General features: G+C 33.9%; 17 protein-coding genes. 3 read left to right on the top strand and 14 right to left on the bottom strand.

The genetic code is table 11. The annotated features are described in order from the left end of the window. Positions 1–15: 15 nt before the first annotated feature. The 4 genes from BM361_RS03680 to BM361_RS03665 are packed head-to-tail and all read right to left on the bottom strand — an operon-like array spanning position 16 to position 4,224. Positions 16–1,284 carry a YaiO family outer membrane beta-barrel protein gene (locus BM361_RS03680; RefSeq protein ID WP_083425843.1) on the bottom strand — a complete coding sequence of 423 codons (1,269 nt, stop codon included), beginning with the start codon at positions 1,282–1,284 and terminating at the stop codon, positions 16–18. Positions 1,285–1,290: 6 nt separating this feature from the next. Next, positions 1,291–2,718, bottom strand: coding sequence for a glycosyltransferase (locus BM361_RS03675; RefSeq protein ID WP_074976981.1), 1,428 nt, complete (start codon positions 2,716–2,718; stop codon positions 1,291–1,293). After that, complete coding sequence (locus BM361_RS03670; RefSeq protein ID WP_074976978.1) at positions 2,715–3,788, bottom strand: hypothetical protein; 1,074 nt, start codon at positions 3,786–3,788, stop codon at positions 2,715–2,717. The genes BM361_RS03675 and BM361_RS03670 overlap by 4 nt, the downstream gene beginning before the upstream one ends. 22 nt (positions 3,789–3,810) lie before the next feature. After that, positions 3,811–4,224, bottom strand: a complete 414-nt coding sequence (locus BM361_RS03665; protein WP_038264635.1) for a response regulator transcription factor — start codon at positions 4,222–4,224, stop codon at positions 3,811–3,813. A gap of 431 nt (positions 4,225–4,655) precedes the next feature. Between BM361_RS03665 and BM361_RS03660 the strand changes: the two genes are divergently transcribed. Next, positions 4,656–5,732: a vWA domain-containing protein gene (locus tag BM361_RS03660; RefSeq protein WP_038265488.1), complete on the top strand. Its 1,077-nt coding sequence runs from the start codon at positions 4,656–4,658 to the stop codon at positions 5,730–5,732. A 50-nt stretch (positions 5,733–5,782) separates the two neighbouring features. Here the strand turns inward: BM361_RS03660 and BM361_RS03655 are convergent, their stop codons facing one another. From BM361_RS03655 to BM361_RS03640, 4 genes are read right to left on the bottom strand one after another with little or no spacing between them, the layout of a single operon-like run. Further along, complete coding sequence (locus BM361_RS03655) at positions 5,783–6,439, bottom strand: hypothetical protein (protein WP_074976976.1); 657 nt, start codon at positions 6,437–6,439, stop codon at positions 5,783–5,785. Next, the gene (locus BM361_RS03650) at positions 6,436–7,266 is read right to left on the bottom strand and encodes an ABC transporter permease (protein ID WP_038264639.1); all 831 of its coding nucleotides are present in this window, start codon (positions 7,264–7,266) and stop codon (positions 6,436–6,438) included. Before BM361_RS03650 ends, BM361_RS03655 begins: the two co-directional genes overlap by 4 nt. Then, positions 7,263–8,120 (bottom strand): ABC transporter ATP-binding protein, encoded by an 858-nt coding sequence (locus BM361_RS03645; protein ID WP_074976974.1) that lies wholly within the window; start codon positions 8,118–8,120, stop codon positions 7,263–7,265. The genes BM361_RS03650 and BM361_RS03645 overlap by 4 nt, the downstream gene beginning before the upstream one ends. Next, positions 8,117–8,659, bottom strand: coding sequence for a hypothetical protein (locus BM361_RS03640; protein ID WP_074976972.1), 543 nt, complete (start codon positions 8,657–8,659; stop codon positions 8,117–8,119). The genes BM361_RS03645 and BM361_RS03640 overlap by 4 nt, the downstream gene beginning before the upstream one ends. 154 nt (positions 8,660–8,813) lie before the next feature. Between BM361_RS03640 and rluF the strand changes: the two genes are divergently transcribed. After that, entirely contained in the window at positions 8,814–9,605 is a 792-nt protein-coding gene (gene rluF, locus BM361_RS03635; RefSeq protein WP_074976969.1) for a 23S rRNA pseudouridine(2604) synthase RluF, read from the top strand. A gap of 17 nt (positions 9,606–9,622) precedes the next feature. On the opposite strand, the gene BM361_RS03630 is transcribed toward rluF, so the two are convergent. The 6 genes from BM361_RS03630 to BM361_RS03605 form a co-directional block, all read right to left on the bottom strand. Further along, positions 9,623–9,829 carry a hypothetical protein gene (locus BM361_RS03630; protein ID WP_074976968.1) on the bottom strand — a complete coding sequence of 69 codons (207 nt, stop codon included), beginning with the start codon at positions 9,827–9,829 and terminating at the stop codon, positions 9,623–9,625. Positions 9,830–10,080: 251 nt separating this feature from the next. Then, the gene (locus BM361_RS03625; protein WP_254785729.1) at positions 10,081–11,589 is read right to left on the bottom strand and encodes a M48 family metallopeptidase; all 1,509 of its coding nucleotides are present in this window, start codon (positions 11,587–11,589) and stop codon (positions 10,081–10,083) included. A gap of 127 nt (positions 11,590–11,716) precedes the next feature. Beyond that, positions 11,717–12,676: a hypothetical protein gene (locus BM361_RS03620; RefSeq protein WP_074976963.1), complete on the bottom strand. Its 960-nt coding sequence runs from the start codon at positions 12,674–12,676 to the stop codon at positions 11,717–11,719. A 50-nt stretch (positions 12,677–12,726) separates the two neighbouring features. Continuing rightward, on the bottom strand, positions 12,727–13,137 hold the full coding sequence (locus tag BM361_RS03615; RefSeq protein ID WP_074976961.1) for a hypothetical protein: 411 nt from the start codon (positions 13,135–13,137) through the stop codon (positions 12,727–12,729). A 105-nt stretch (positions 13,138–13,242) separates the two neighbouring features. Next, complete coding sequence (locus BM361_RS03610) at positions 13,243–13,980, bottom strand: LytR/AlgR family response regulator transcription factor (RefSeq protein WP_074976959.1); 738 nt, start codon at positions 13,978–13,980, stop codon at positions 13,243–13,245. Next, complete coding sequence (locus tag BM361_RS03605) at positions 13,977–15,827, bottom strand: tetratricopeptide repeat-containing sensor histidine kinase (RefSeq protein ID WP_074976956.1); 1,851 nt, start codon at positions 15,825–15,827, stop codon at positions 13,977–13,979. Before BM361_RS03605 ends, BM361_RS03610 begins: the two co-directional genes overlap by 4 nt. Before the next feature lie 163 nt (positions 15,828–15,990). On the opposite strand from BM361_RS03605, the gene BM361_RS03600 reads away from it, so the two are divergent. Next, positions 15,991–17,556, top strand: a complete 1,566-nt coding sequence (locus BM361_RS03600; RefSeq protein ID WP_038264666.1) for a M28 family peptidase — start codon at positions 15,991–15,993, stop codon at positions 17,554–17,556. Positions 17,557–17,560 lie beyond the last annotated feature (4 nt).

The following is a 17,560-nucleotide window of genomic DNA, read 5'->3' as shown; positions in this document are numbered from 1 at the left end:
AACGCTCCCCTAACACTAGAACTTATATTGCAAGGTCAGGAAAATTTCAAATTCATCTTGTCGTTGTTTATCAATGTATTCTTGATTATTATAAACAGCCTGAAGACCCGTAATAAAACGATCGTTCAGTAATTTGTAATAACCAGCGCCAAACCGATACGAGTTTAGTGTTAACCTCTGATCAATTTGTCCTTGAATCGAACGCTCATCAGGAGAGCTTCCATAGCCGGTAATTAAGGTAAAATAATCAAACCTGGAATTCATATAATAACGAGCTGTTAATGTCAATGCAGGATACCAGTTGCTTTCTTGCTCTTGAATGTAAGACCTCAAATTTATCCAATAAGAACCTAAATATTTTCCAAGACCCAATACACCGGAAACAATATTCTGATTATTGTTTCTGGTATATCTAACACCTATTTCAGATTCCCAACCCTTCCTGTAATTATGATAATATGAGTAATTAAGGCGTAACTCCGGAAATGCATCGTCGGATGAAAATGAAATACCAGCATTGGAATAGTTCAATTTCTTTTTCCCCATAAAAAAGTAAGATGCCAATTCATATTGGATACCATTCACAACACTTTCTCCATTCGATAATCGCTCGGCATAATTTAACCGTCCTATTAATGAGCCCCATGACCTTTCCCTGATGAACTGTAAACTTCCTAAATGCCATGGTCCAACTTCATCCCTACTAATAGAGGTAAATGTATAGTTAATCCCAAAACGGTCACTTTTACTTTTGGTTTCCAATATCAGTTTACGTTGTTGAAGCTCAGAATCATTAGGGTATTTTATTAAAAGTTCTTGAAGGTACTCCTTCTCCCCTTTGTCATCGTTTTGCAATTGATAGATCTGAAGTTTTTTACCATAGAACATGCGGTTATCCGGATGTGCACTTATGGCCTTATCAACCACCAACATCGCATCCTTATAACGTTGGTCTTCCAACTCCAGATTCAACAAATAAATGAAAGAAGACTCATAGTTTGTATTATGATCAATAACATAATTTAATTGATATCTGGCACTATCCTTCTGCTGTGTCATCTGGTATGCTCTTCCCAAAAATATTCTAAAATCTAAGTAATCTGGAGCTAACGAGATTCCTTTCCGGGATTGCAGTATCGCTTTTTGATAATCCTCGGCACGTATACTTTCTATTGTTTTATTTAATAAACTATCCAGGTTTATTTCCTGTGCAATAATTGCTGATATATTACACATAATTAATCCTAAGATGAAAAATAGCTTCCCTAAGCTTTTATTTATCATTATCTGTTATTTTTGAATACTAAATCCTTTTCGTTGCATATCCCCCCAACGTTGTTCCTTTCTGCCAAAAAAATGCCAATACCCCTTTAACGAGGAGTAAACACTAACCGGATGATATACGACAGGCTCAATAATAGCCATCCCTATTAAGATCAACAGTTCCTTTAGGCTTGCATAATTCTTGTACAGTAACTCGTCTAATAAAATAGACACCATAGTTGTATTTATGTAAAAGACATATACCGCCAACAAAGACCACAACAAAAATTCAACATTCAAATCACCTAAAAAATAAGCAGCAATAATAATAATTAGTCCTAAAACCTCAATGATCGGAACTAAAAATTCGAATCCGAAAAAATAGGGTAATACTAAGAATCCCGTTCTGCCATATTTAGGATTAAAAAGCATCGATTTATGTAGTTGAAGTGTTTGAATTAACCCTCTGGACCATCTGGTTCGCTGCCTGATAAAAACTTCCCTGGTAGCAGGAACCTCTGTCCAGCAAAGAGATTCTGGAATATACTTAATTAAAAATTTCTGCTTCGTATCATACATATATTTACGCATGCGAGTAACCAACTCCATATCTTCACCTAAAGATTTATGCCAATACCCCCCTGCAGCAATTGCCACTTCTTTATCAAACATACCCAAACCTCCAGACACTAACAACAATCCGTTCAGTTGACTCCAGGCCATTCTTCCAAAAATAAAAGCCCGGATGTACTCTAATTCCTGAAACCTGGGATACCAACCTTTCGGGAAATGTACCTTCATTAAAAACCCATCCTTAATTTCACATGAATTGGATATCCTGATGGCTGCACCTGTAGCAATTACCCGCTTTTTATAAGTTAAAAAAGGTTTAACAAGTTTTATAATTGTATCCTTTTTCAAGATACAATCTACATCAGTACAAATGAAGAGGGGATATTTCGATGAATTTATACCTGCATTAGAGGCATCAGCTTTACTTTTACCATTCTCCTTATCCACCACTAAAAGTTTTGCATAAATAGGGTTTGTAGATTTATAATGACCTCTAACCTTTTGGGTTTTAATCTGTTCACGATAATAAAAATCGACCTTAACCAGTTCAAACTCGCGAATTAATTTTTTTAAAGTATCGTCAGAACTTCCATCGTTAACAATAATGATTTCACTTTTTGGATAATTTAATGACAACAGTGATTTAACATTATCGACAATAGTTAATCCTTCATTATACGCAGGAGCAATAACCGAAACTCCTTTGACATATTTTGCTTTCAATAACAGGTCTTCGTGAACATAATATTTTGAGTTAATATATTTTTTTATGGCATAATAGGAAAGGAATGCTAAAAACAAATAAAACAAAATATAAGACACGGAAAAAAAACCAATAAAAACCTCAAAACTTTTATAAAATTGATGGAACACTTCTTTCATACACTAAGGATATAAGGACTTTTAATATGGTTTTTAATGCGTTGGATTTCTTCATTACGACGAAATGAATGATTAAGATAATCTGTATTAATTTCATGAAGGCATCGAACAGCAGCTAGTTTTAAATCGCCGTCTATTGCATCCTTTTTAATGAAATCATGTAAAAACACCAAAGAGAAATCAGTGCCTACTACCGCCAAGGCTTCAAGTAAAGCTAAAACATTATTTTTTTCTTTTTCGCTTTTCAACCTGTCCGTCAAAGAAACCTCAGCCTCAAAAAGGTACAATTCCTTTACCGCTATGTATGCTTCAAACCTTATTGTATCAAATACTGAATTGAGCAACTTTATAATCTTTTCTGAAGCTCCTGTATAATTATAAAAAACCATGATCTTAATTCCCAACTTTACGATCGAAGGATTACCTGCCCCTAACCAATCGTCAATATTATTAGGCATAGGGGGCTTTTTTTCATATAAAATATTAACAACCTTATGTTCGCTGGCTTCTAAAATCGGATACTTATAATCTATTAAAAAGTCTAAAGGCTCGGTATTCAAATACAAAAATGTGATATAGGCATTTGATCTTAGTTTATTGTTTTTATGCTCTAAATAAGGCTTAACATAGCGTTGTCCGTGAGAAAAACCCATCGCCTGAAAATGATAAAACCCAATACTCTTTTTGTACCAGCTGCTACTTTGAATAAATCCTAAACTATACTTGTGAAGATTTGTAAACACATAAATATCCAATAATTTGTTGGCAACTTCTCCTTTTACATTTTCCCCAAAATCAATTAATTTTTTCAAGAAAATATCCTTACACCAATTTTTATCAAATGGTATGGTAGACAAGAAATGATGTAAACCATTTTTAAGCTCCCCTTCGTTAGTACTATTGAAAACATCAATAGCCAGAAAAGTTTCTATTTCATCTTTTACATTCTGTCGTGTTTTTAATCGTTTACTATAAATAATTCTGGAATAAATTATTAGTAAAACAACCCCTATAAAAAATATAAATAAAAGAGGAATAATAATATATATTATACTATCAAGCAGGTTCATCAATGGGGTAAGTTGGGCGTTTCTATGAATTTGTAGTGTTATTAATTTTCGCCAGTAATCTTTTAATTCGCAATACCAGTTCCCCGGGATTGAAAGGTTTAGGTACAAAATCATCTGCACCTAAATTAAAGGCTCTGGTTACGGCTCCCTCTTCTTCTCCTAGGGCTGACAATACAATTATTGGAATATGAGTGAAATTTCGTTTTGCATAAACAACCACCTCTAATCCGTTTTTAACCGGAAGCATAATGTCGGTAATAATAATATCAGGATTAAACTCTGCGATTGCAGCTATTCCTTCATTACCATCGTTGGCTATTCTGTATTGATAACCTTCTTTTTTTAATATATGTTCCAGAATTTTCTTGGTAAGGGTGTTATCTTCTACCAAAAGAACTTTACGTAAGCCTTTACTTTCATTTTGTTCACTTCTCATAAATTTGGGGGTTTACTACATTAAATCAACTTCATACCTTAAAGTTATAATTTCATTGTGTAATAAAATAATTTTGGCATTATAAATAATAGAAATCCGTGATATTTTAACAAAAAAACAGATTAAGCTTACATATAATTGTAATCATTTTCAATATAGTTTATAATCTCTTCCCACTTCAATTACTTTTACCATACCAGTATAACTCCCGGTTCATTGATTATTTGATTAGACACAAAAACTTAATTTGGTCACTGGTATCGAATAATTTTCAATAACGATTATTGAACACACAAAACACAGCACACTTAAAATCAAAAAGTTACTGATTGAATTTTGGAATCATTAAAAATTGACAAAAAATCATTTTAGATATTTATAATGAAATCGAATTTTCTTCGTTCTACCTACTACACTCAAAAAAAGTATCGATGAAAATAAAAAACTTTATCACCATGGTAACGGTTATGGTGACATTTCTAGCTTGTGGAACCTATGATGATGATGGTGATTTCAATGCGATCCCGGATGGCAGTAATAATGTAGATAAATGTTTGAACTTCGGTGAGGCTCAGTTAGAATTAACGATTCAGGACAAATACACTACCCTGCCGGGTAAAGTTTCTGTTTTTTTTAAAGTAAATGATCTACAAGGCAACCCGGTTCCTGGCCTAACAGCTAACAACTTTACGATATACGAACAAGGACGCAATGACGATTGCTTTAACACGATTTCCTCTTCAGAGTCTCAGGCCAGAATATCACCAAATACACAAATTTTTAATAACAATACCTTACTGGTACTGGATCTTAGTAATAGTGTTTTAAGTACCAGCCTGCAAGAGTTAAAGGAAGCCTCGATTAGTTTTGTAAATAGTGTGATGCCTGCATCACCAAGTGAAAATTTCAAAATGGCTATTTATTGGTTTGATGGTGAAGACGAACTACATTTATTGAACGATCTCACTGCTGATGCTGGTCAATTGGTAAGCTCTATCGAAGGAATCACCAGCGATATCAGTAATGATCCTTCTACAGATCTTTATGGAGCAGTTATAAAATCAACAAACAAAGCCGAGGATTTGATTAATGAGTATGAAGGGCAGTCTATAATCTCAGCAGCTTCTGTGGTTATTTTTACAGATGGAACGGATCAGGCCTCGCGATATACCGAAAGTGATGCCCTAAAAAAAGTTAACAATGCCGATGAAAATGTATCCTACTTCACTATCGGTTTGGGAGGTGAAATTGATGAAGAAGTCTTAAAAAGTATCGGGAAAACCAGTAGTGCTTTCGCCGGAAATAAGGAAGAGTTAGTTACTACTTTTAATGAAATATCAGTTAAGGTATCAGGACAAGCCAATAGCTATTACTTATTTGAATATTGTAGCCCGAAAAGAGATGGTAGTGGCACTAATAATTTGGTTATTCAAGCTAGAAGCGGCACCATGCAGGGAGCAGTTCAGACAAAATTCGACGCTACTGGTTTTACTGGTGGGTGTGAATAACAATAATACATATATACCTAATAAAAAAAGAACGCTAAAGCGTTCTTTTTTTATTCTACATATCTAATCTGATAGTTTTCTATATTGAGGTATATCTTTCCTTTTTTAACTTCTTCTTCTCGCATTGATTTTTTATCTACATCAATATCTTTTCCCATATAGTTTAAAGGTATCTTCATACGCTCTACCTCAAAAGCAACTTCTACCTTTTCAGGCAATGGCATTTTATTGCTCGCATATTGCAGAGATAACTGATAAGTACCTTCCTTTTTTGTACTGATTTCAGAACCTACAATTCTATCATTTTCAGTATCCAGTAAAAGCATGGCTATTGAAAAGTCTGCCTTCTTATCTGTGGGAATGATATTTATAGCCTTATATTTCTTGCCCTCAATCACCTCAAACCCCCTATCGACCGTGATAAAAGAATACTTGAAAAGATTACTAAAAGAGAAATCCAGCCCCCTTTTTGGCAACATTACAAAATCATCCGATTCGAACTGAATACGTTCTCCTCGCTCATATGAAATGTCTGCATACTTTTTGGGCATTTTAATAAAACTTATATCGACATCTAATTCTATGGTAGCCTTAAAACTCGATAAAGAATCCAACCGTTCTCTAACACGCATCAAGTCTTCATCCGGCTCTTGCGCTCCCAGTAATTGAATTCCAAGAAATATAATACCAAAAATTATATTTTTCATTCTATATCCGTCTTTTTAAAATAATTTATACCGAGTATTGTAAAAATAGTACTGTAAACTATTAGAAGAAAAACATTAATCGAAATTTTCTTCCAATCAATTTCATAATAAAATAAATACTGCCAGGTATCATTCAATTTCACAAAAAATACATCATTAAACCAGTTATTTCCAAAATCTACTTTAAGGAGCAGATTACATAAGATCAAGAAAAAAACAGAAATAATCCATGTTTTAGTAGCCTCCTTAAAAAATACAGCCAGGGTAAGACTGGCCAATGAAAAGAACACCATCGAAAACATACCCACAATAAATGCCCATATCAACCTGTTAAAAGCATCTTTATTCTCAAAAAAGTTAAGAGTATCCAGGTAAACTATCAAATCTCCACTGCCGAAAATTAAGTAAGATAAACAAAATGAAGTTATTGCCAATACCAGCACAACCAACACAGTAAATAAAGTGGCAACAACGTATTTACTTAGTAGAAATTTAACTTTACTAACAGGTTGCATCATGACAGCCTGTAAGGTTCGATCTTTATATTCAGAGGTGAGCGTTCCTGAAACAATAATCATTAAAATGAGGGGAAGATGAAACCATAACGTATTCAAGATAAGATAAATTAACAAATTACCATTCAGTAAGTCCCCTTCAAAATAAAAAGACTCCTTAAGATTATCCAATAAAACATCTATTATCGTACTACCCTGATAATAAGCACTAAACATAACTATTGCCTCTATGACAAATAGGGCAGCGAGCGCATAATATGTTTTAGCTTGTTTAAATAACTTGTAAAATTCGGCGTATATAAGGTATTTCATTGAGCACTTATTTCAAATAATCTATCCATATCGATCTCTGGACTAAATGAAGTTACAACAACTCCTTCAGCATATAACTTTTTAATTAAATCCGGAACTTCCTTAAAATCCAGTGTCACCTTAGCAGTATTTTGGTTATATAATGGATGGTAGGATTGCAGTACTTTTGACTCTTGAATATTCTTGGCATAAATGGTATAATATTTAACATTTTGAGCTATTATTTCCGAAGTTACACCCTGATTAACAACACAACCTTCCTTCAAAACATAAAGATAATCGCAGGATTTTTGTAACTGATCTATGATATGAGAAGATATAAGGATCCCAATGTTATTTTCTTTGGCCAATTTTAAAATAAGTGATCTTAATTCTTCAATCCCCATAGGATCAAGGCCCGAAAATGGCTCGTCAAGGATTAAACAAGAAGGATTATTTAATAAGGCTATAGCGATACTTAACCGCTGCTTCATTCCCATAGAAAAGTTTTTAACAGCATCCTTTCTTTCCACTGGCAATCCCACAGCAACTAAAGAAGCGCGTATTTGTTCCTTAGGTAAATTAAGGCTTTGTATTCGGGCAAACAATTTGAGATTATCGTGGGCATTCAAATACTCATATAAAGCAGGCTTTTCTATAATTCCCCCAAGAGGTTTTACACTTTTTGATAAAACTTCTACACTGCCTTCATCGGGTGTAACTAAATTCATCAAAATCCGAAACAGGGTTGTTTTACCAGCCCCATTGGCACCCAATACTCCAATAATACTTCCCTCTGAGCAAGAAATAGATACCCGATCTAAAACTGTGATTCCATTATAGATCTTGGTGAGTTGTTTAGCAGAAATAATCATCGGGAAAACTCAAGTTGAATTTTTTTATAATCAAATTTAGGTTGGTAGTTTTTTTCCAGAAAGGTTCTGGACCAAAACTTTTTTCGAAACATAAAAAGCGGATCTTTCACCATGAAATACGGAACAAAGTGATACCACTTAACATTCATGTCCTTGTAATATTCTATAATCTCCTTCTCCAGTCCAAGCTCTTTTGCGGCTACAATTGCAGCATTTCTCTGGCATTTTGATCCAATATAAGTGTTCGCTATTCGCCGGTTAAATCCATGCATATAAAATTGATCTTTCGCTCTTTTATAATTCTGAAATCTCGACCACCCATCCATAATTACCAAAAAAATATGAAGAAAGGCAAAAAGAAAAAAAGAAATCCAAAAAACAATCCAAAATGTGCTTTCCTTTTCAATAGATTTAATAAGTTGAACACCATAAATCCAGGCTTCTAAAATAAATAAAATAAGAGAATAGTGTAATAATCTACCTACATTGAAATAGGAGACAATAGTGTTTGGTTGGGTTGGTAAAGGTGTAATATTCATCTTTTATATAATAAATCATGGCTGATTTTTCCCTCGAAAAATTAAGGAACCTTTAAATTACAAAGAAATACTATAATGGCTATCAAAAAAATGAAAAATTAGTGTTTCATCATATAAATCAATAATTTTACTGCCACTAAATTCTCTATCTACCGTGAACACTTCAAATAAAGAATCCATTAACCTCAACAAATTCATCAGTAGTACAGGTATCTGTTCTAGAAGAGAGGCCGATAAGCTCATAGAAAATGGCAGGGTTACCATTAATAATGAACCGACCCAGTTAGGGAATCGCGTATTTGAGGGTGATATCGTAAAAGTAGATGGTAAACCCATTAAGGCTAAACCAAAAGCTTTATATATTGCCTTCAACAAACCCATTGGCATTGTTTGCACCACCGATAAAAAAGAAAAAAATAATATTGTAGATTATATCAACCATTCTGAACGGCTCTTCCCTATTGGCCGATTAGACAAGCCATCAGAAGGACTAATCTTCCTAACCAATGATGGTGATATTGTGAACAAAATACTGAGAGCAGGCAACAACCATGAGAAAGAATACCTGGTTAGAGTGGATAAACCCATAACGGAGGAATTTATTAAAAAAATGAGTAACGGTATTCCTATTTTGGGAACCGTCACTAAAAAATGTAAAGTTTCGAAAATTAATGAACGAACTTTTAAAATCATTCTGGTTCAAGGACTCAATCGACAGATTAGACGCATGTGTGAATACCTTGGTTATGAGGTTAAAAAACTCAAGCGTATTCGCATTATGAATGTCCCACTCGGAAACTTAAAAACAGGAAGCTGGCGACCTTTAACTCAGGGTGAAATGAACGAAATTAACCTGCTTTTGAAAGCATCTTCCAAAACGGAAGAGGCTTCCAAAAACGTAGGAGCTAAAATGCGACCAAAACGTTTTAAAGGTAAAAAGCACTAAGAGCATTTCTACTATTGTTATTCACAACCTTGCTCTTTTTGCTTTAACTCCATTTCTTTTTTAGTAACAAAATCATTCCATCCCGTTTCATAGGAGTTTACGGTACATTCGTTTAATTTATAATAGCCTACACTGGTTTTGTAATCTTTACATCCACAATCATTATCATCATCCGAGCATGCCATTAACAACAACCCAACACATCCAAAAACAATCTTTTTCATTCTAAAATTTTAATATGTTATTCATTCAAAAAAACCTTCTTAAGAAAGGCTTTACCTTCACTTTAAATTCTTCTGCAATGAAATAAATAACCCATAATTAAATGTTAAGTCGTTTTTATTTAAAGGTTAATTCTCCTGAGAGTCGCCATTAAAAAATTGGGTTTTACTAAATTAATAGGTTTTTAAAATCTAAAAAGTCCGCCCTTCAGAAATAACTGAAAGAACGGACTTCACCCCCAACCAAAATATTATTAATCTACCTTTTGGGCATCACTTAATATTCTATCTATAAATTCAGTATTGATGTAGAGTATGCGAGCCAGATTATATAGAACTCCCACCTCTGAGTCATCTATTTCTCCATCAGCATAACTAATAATAGACAAATCTCTTAAAACATTCAACTTTTGCATAACTGGCAACGCAACATCTAAATCTTTAGCCAATTCCTGCAATTCAACAATAATCTCTTCATCAGACAAACTTTTTATTGTTAACATACACTCAGCAAATACTTCTGAAATCACAATACTACTTAAGGCATGAATCTCCGAATCATCAACGGTTCCATCAGCTTTTGAGATCATATACCCTCCCAAAAACATAAAGCGTTGAATTTTTACTGAATGTTCGGAGGCATTTTCTAAATCTTCAGGCTCCATAAGCGACATTATACGCTTAATTTCAGCTTCCATTTCTTCTTCTGTAATTTCACCGACAACCTCCGGCTTAAACAATTTATAGGTCTCACTTTTATTAAAAAGCTCTAAAGCTTTTATCCTTAACGGACTAAAAGGATGGGTTGTATACCAATCTGACGGATCGTGATCTGAATCGTTTAAAACTTTTTCTAAATCAACAAATTGCTGGATATATTCATTTAATTGGAACGCTAATGAATCGGTGGTTACTCCAGATGATAATTTAAAAAATGTCCTGCCTGCAGCCTCAAATTCCTGACAACACAAAAGTCCCGCTCTGTCTGCACTTATTTCCGCATTCCTATTCCACGCATAAAGCTTCATAGCATGAATTGGAGCTAAATCATTTCTCCCCTCGTCAAGAATATATTTTACTGGATATTTAAAATGTTCAAACAGTACATGTCCAATCTCATGACCTATAACAAAGGCTAATTCTTCCTTTTCAAAGCGTTCTAAGATTCCTGAACTTAAAATAATATAGAGCTTATCATCATCCGGTGGATAACAGGAGGCATTAAACTGATCACTTTGATATACGAAAAACTCAATAGTGGCTTTTAACTTTAATATCTCAATACAATGTTGACCTATTTCATGAAGAACCGGTGCTAAGGTAGGAGTCAGTCTTAAGCTTGATTTTAAAAGATGACGACGTGATTTAAAAACAGGGTTATTCGCTTTAATCAGGTTTAATACTTTTTGCACATGTTGATCATCATCGAATTCCAAAACATAATCACGATCACCATCGTAAACAAGCATATCCAAATCTATGTCACTTCGCTTATTGCCATAAACAACATTAACTGCAACTTCATCGTTGTTTAGGTTTGCTTCATTTAAGGCATGAATCTCCTCCATTCGTAAATTATATGCGGAAGCAAGGTCTGTAGTAACCTCCTGAAATCTAATACTTGCGGTTTGAATTTGAGAAGTATCTCCGGAAACTTGAGCATCAGATACACGCTGCATCATTTCTTGCTGAGCCCTGGCTAAAGCTTCCTGGTGTTCTACCTGTAAGGCCTCTATGGTTTCTGCCTGGTAAGTCATGTTCATACTATTTAAAGTTTTAAGGTTAATTTATTGTTGTTTAGGTTTTAAATATTGTCGATTAAATAGACCTGAGAGCTACCACTATTTATATTCCTCCTAAAACGGCAGTCGTTTTCATAATTTAAAAAACTTAATTCGTGTAGGTTCTTATTTGATATGCCTCAGGAAGCCTTCCTTCCAAAAACTGAACTATTCCACGCTTTGAAATAGATGCATAATTAAAAAAACGAAGCTTATCCACTTTAAAATCTTTCGCATTCCATTTGGCCAGATAAACCCCATAAGAGGTAGGTAGGTTTTTAGGCGCCCTGGGATTTTGCTTTTCTACCTCCACTGCTACATATAAATCATTCAGATTTTGTTGATTAATCCACATTTTTAACATTTGTCTGGAACGTGTTCTTTTTTCTAGTGTCTTAAAAATTTTTTGGGTGACATCGGTAGCCTTTTCAGAACCAAAAGCATTCACCAGAACAGCATTGGGCTTAAATTGTTCTTTTAGATTAGAATCGTCATAATGCTTTGGTTTTACTATTAACTGTAAAAAACCAGTCTCATTTTTAGAAGTACTAATATTGACTCTTGCCTCGGTATTCCATTCTTGAGGATATTGCTCTAAAACATTTTTAATTTGAATTGATAAGCTGTCTATGAAATCTATTTCTGGTTCCCTATCAAGACGAAGGTTTATATAAGATCTGTCGATACTTATATTAAGCGCATTACTTCCTAAGGACTTTTTTAGATCGCTAACCATCCTTTCTCGTGATAATTTCTTCCTTGCTATACTATCTATCGATGCTACTTCATGCTTACCTTTAGGCAAGTAAAGGGCTTTTCGATTCGCATCCCATTGAAAGCTAATTATCACATTAGAATTTTCCTTCAACTCCAACTCTACCCAGAACATATCAGGTTCCAATGAAATCTCTTTCACCTGCTTTTTAAAAGTCTTAATTTGATATTTGCCCTGATGATTTTCCTGAAGGAACTTTACCAAACCTTGCTTGGCCTGTTCATTGGAAATACCACAAGAGAACAGTACAGCACACAGCAGGAATACCGTTATTTGTATTTTTCTATAAATCATAAGAATAGCAGTTAAATAAAATGATATAATGATTAGAGGGGTATCTCCTGTTAAAGATTATTTTCCAACAATTCAACGAGAACTTCAACGCGTTCCTCTACCTTATCGGCATTCAAAACAGGACTATGATCTACGGTGAGTACACCATCCTTAAGTCTGAATGCCGAATTAGGGTTGTGATGATCATGCCGATTATCGATAATCACTTTTTGAAGGGATTCTTGCAATGCTTTTTTTCCCAGATCATCAGAAGAAATAGACTTGAATGCCTGGATTAAAGGTTGAAAATATATTTTAGGATAAGTGTCGTTATATAAATGCATAAATTGCTCATTAAATAACGAATCCCATTCTATTAAAATTTCTACATCAAATCCGGCTGCAGTATCAATTTGTCTTTTTAATTCCGGGTATGCCTCCTCTAGAAATGCTTTTGTAAACCTTTTTTTCTTTAACCCCATAACTATTTACTTTTGAGTTTTCTAAATATTCAACCCAAAACTACCGAGGTTACAACTGCTCGCAAAAATGGTTTTAAAAGCGATCACGTTGATTTTATATTTGCATTATTGTTCCGCTAAAAACTGCTTAAGTAAGGCGCGTTTTCGGGTGGCAATCGGAATTTCAGTACCATCTTTTAATCGTAAGGAACTGCTGTTACTAACAGATTCAATATACCTACTGTTTATTAAATGTGACTGATGGACTCTGATAAAAGCATGTGCACTTAATAATCCTTCATAATACTTTAAATTTCTGGAGCACATGATTTTATGTTCATCAGTGTAAAATATGGTGTAACTACCATCAGACTGACAACGAATAATATCATCAATTTTAAGAAGGAATTGCTGGTCAGTGGTTTTTAAAAGCAAGGTGCTTTGTTGCTGTTTCCTATCAATCTCGCTTATTTTCTCTACCGCTTCTTTATATTTTTTTTCTTTATTATAAACCTCTCTGAAACGCTTCAAACATTCAGAAAGCTCATCCGCATCAATTGGTTTCAACAAATAATCTACTGTATCAAACTTAATCGCCTTAATAGCAAATTCATCATAAGCCGTTGTAAAAATTATTTTAAAATCTGTAGTATCAATGGCATCTAAAATGTCAAAAGCACTTCCTCCCAATAACTCAATATCTAAAAACACTAAAGATGGTTTAATCACTGGCAATTGCTCTATGGCCTCACTTACATTATCAATCTTAGCAACTACGCTAATTTCCTTTTGAGTATATTTAATTAACTTTTCCAAAGAATTCATAGCGTTGAATTCATCTTCTACAATTACCGCTTTAATCATAAAACTTGAAGTTTAAATGTAACTCTGGTTCCCATTGGAGACCCATCGGGACTATAGAGATCTTCAATTTTAAATGTTTTTTCCTCGCCCTTACCCCGTCGCTTTAATCGCTCTTTAAAAATATCTGTTGCATGTAAACCTTCACTTACTTTAAGCTGTCTGGCTACAATCGAACGACCAACCCCATTATCTTCCACCGTAAATATTAAATGCTTATTATCCTTAGAAATAAATACTTTTAAAAACCCCTTTCCCTGCTTATGTTTCAAACCATACTCAATGGCATTCTCTACAAATGGCTGTAATAACATTGGAGGAACCAATATTGCAGACTTTTGGATATTAGCATCTACCTTGATCTGATAATCAAATTTCTCATTAAAACGAAGTTGTTGTGTTTCAATATAGTTGGTTATCATGGCCATTTCTTTATCCAAAGAAATCTTTTCCTTTCTTACATAATCAAAGTTTTGTCTGATGAGTTTTGAAAATTTTGCGATATGATTCGACGAGCGTATCGAATTCCCCTCCAAAGTAATATTTTGAATGGCTGCAAGTGTGTTAAAGATAAAATGAGGATTCATCTGCGCTCGTAATAAGCGTTGCTCAAGCTCAGAAGCCTTATGAGCAGATCGCAACTTCAAATTGTAAAAGAAAAATCCCAGGGCAATCAATAATAAAATCAAGGATATAATCGCACTACTGAATAATAAACGATTAGTTTCATTAATTTCCCTCTGATGAATCAATTGCGACTCCTGTTCCTTGACCTCATACTTAACGTTGGCAAAAGATAATAGCTGATCTTTTTCAATATTATTAACCAACTTTTGAATGCTATCACGTCTCATCTGCTCTTCTAAAGCCTCGTGATAATCACCCAGCATAATTGATATGGAAATTAACTTGTCGGAGACGGCTATAATTTCTTTATGATTCTTTTTAAGATCAAATATTTTTAATGCTTTTTGATAGTTAATCTTTGCAGAGTCTGTTTGATTCCTGATCAAAAAAAGATTTCCTAAACCTTTAAAAGGAGCTGCGTTAATGGCGTTTATATTTTTATTGACTGTTATGGCACCTCTCAAAAACTTTTCGGCACTATCGTAATCCTGAGCCTCTATATAAGCATATCCAATATTATTTAACAACCTTACCAATGTTGGAGTATCATTAGAATGTTGACTTAAGGTTAGAGCTTCAGAATAATTTTTTAAAGCCTTGTTATATGATTTGAGTTGTAAATGAGCACTGGCTATGTTAGATTTGATAGCTATAATTGATGTGGTGTCTTTCGAGTCCTTAAAAAGCGAATCACTTTTATGAATATAAGTTAGAGCCTTTTTATAATCTTTCAATAAAAAATGCAAATGAAATAACTGATTATAGGCTTTAGCCTCTATCCGATGATTCTGAATCAACTGTGCTATATGTAACGCTTCAAGAGCATATTCCTGAGCGATCTCATAATCTTTTAAATGAATATGTGCTGCACTCAGTGTAATTAAACACCTGCCCTTATTATATGGATCTCCCAACTTATTAAAAAGGTCATAAGTTTTTTTATGAACCTGAATAGCATCAAAAAATTGATCATTCAAATAATAATCTTCTCCTTTATAAAACCATGCCATTGCCATTTCTGCATCGTTAATATTAGAAGTGTTTGTAATTAAACTATCAATTCGAAAAATGGTATATTGAGGATCTACATACGATGCTGAATCAATCTTTGCCAATTCATTTTCAATAGAAGTTCTTATTTCTACATCATTTTTACAAGATAAAAACATTACTACAACCACAAATGTAATTACAGAATAAGTAAGGCTATATAGTCGGTTCATTCCTAAGGGCACTAAAAAATTTTGAAACCAAAATTAAGAAAATGATTACAAACAAATATAACCACCTAACTTATTAAAGGTTAAACCAGTGATTGATTAAAATAATTAGACGTGCAAACTCATATATATTACCTATTTATATATATTTGAGAAAAGTAAATCCATGAAAAAAATTTTATATCTGGCCATTGCATTAGCCCTCTCTTGCAATACGGCGCAAAAAGGAATAAACGAAAATGTTTCTACAGCTAAGAGTGATCTTACTGACCCTTCTGTAACCTTTGCATCTTCTATCTCGGAAGAAGAATTGAAAACGCATTTATACACTTATGCCTCTGATGAATTTGAAGGTAGAGAAACCGGTGAACCAGGGCAAAAGAAAGCCGTTGAATACTTGCGAAAACAATATCAGATGATGGGAATTCCCGCAGCCCAAGCGAATGGTGATTATTTCCAAAAAGTTCCACTACAGGTTGCAGGTGCCCCAAAAGGAAATATCCTAATTAATAATACGAATTATGCAATTGGAGAACACCTAATTACATTTTCTAACCCAATCTCAGGTGACTACGATATTATTTATGCAGGATATGGTATTGAAACCGATACATATTCCGACTACAAAAACATGGATGTATCTGGTAAATTCGTACTGATTAAATCTGGTGAACCTAAAAATTCTGATGGCACTTACACGCTAAGCAATTCAAACAAGCCAACAGACTGGTCTAACTGGAGAGAAAGTTTAGCTAATAGATTTGAAATAGCAAAGAGCAAAGGAGCAGTTGGTATCTTATATTATGATGATTCTTACTTTTCTCGAGTGAAACGCAGATATGATTATTATACAAAATCCAACCATTCTGGTAGTATGAGCTTTAAATCTGAAGAGCAAGAACCTGTTGGAATTATTATAGATAAAAGCCTCGCAGAATCACTAATCTCAGATATTAGCACAAACAACCAAGTTAAGGACTTAAATGTTAACATCACTTTAGACTACAATGCCTCAATTAAAGATGTAGACACTGAAAATGTGGTGAGCGTAATTAAGGGAAGTGAAAAACCTAATGAATATATTGTGATATCTTCACACCTAGATCATATAGGTATTTCTGGTGATGGTGAAATAAATAATGGTGCTGATGATGATGGTAGCGGATCTGTTGCTATGTTAGAAATTGCTGAAGCCTTTAAAAAAGCGGAAATGGATGGATTTACACCAAAGCGCTCCATTGTGTTTTTACATGTAACAGGTGAGGAAAAAGGATTGTTTGGGTCTGCCTACTATGCAGAGCATCCAATCTTCCCGTTAGAGCAAACAGTAGCCGACCTTAATATTGATATGATTGGACGTATTGACCCTAAAAGAGAAGGAGACAGAAACTATATTTATTTAATTGGAGCTGATAAATTAAGTTCTGAACTTCACGAGATTTCAGAAGCTACCAACGAAAAGTATTGTAAAATTGAATTAGATTACAAATACAATGATGAAAATGATCCTAATCGATTTTATTACAGAAGTGATCATTACAACTTTGCTAAAAACAATGTTCCTGTAATTTTTTATTTCAATGGAACTCATGATGATTACCACCGCCCTAGCGATACACCCGATAAAATCAATTATGACCTGTTAGCTAACAGAGCCAAATTAGTATTTCATACAGCCTGGGAGTTGGCGAACAGAGAAGAAAGAATTGTGGTAGACAAAATAACTAAATAATTAC

The sequence above is a fragment of the Zhouia amylolytica genome, assembly GCF_900116365.1.
GTDB lineage: Bacteria > Bacteroidota > Bacteroidia > Flavobacteriales > Flavobacteriaceae > Zhouia > Zhouia amylolytica.
This window is presented reverse-complemented; position numbering and strand designations above follow the sequence as displayed.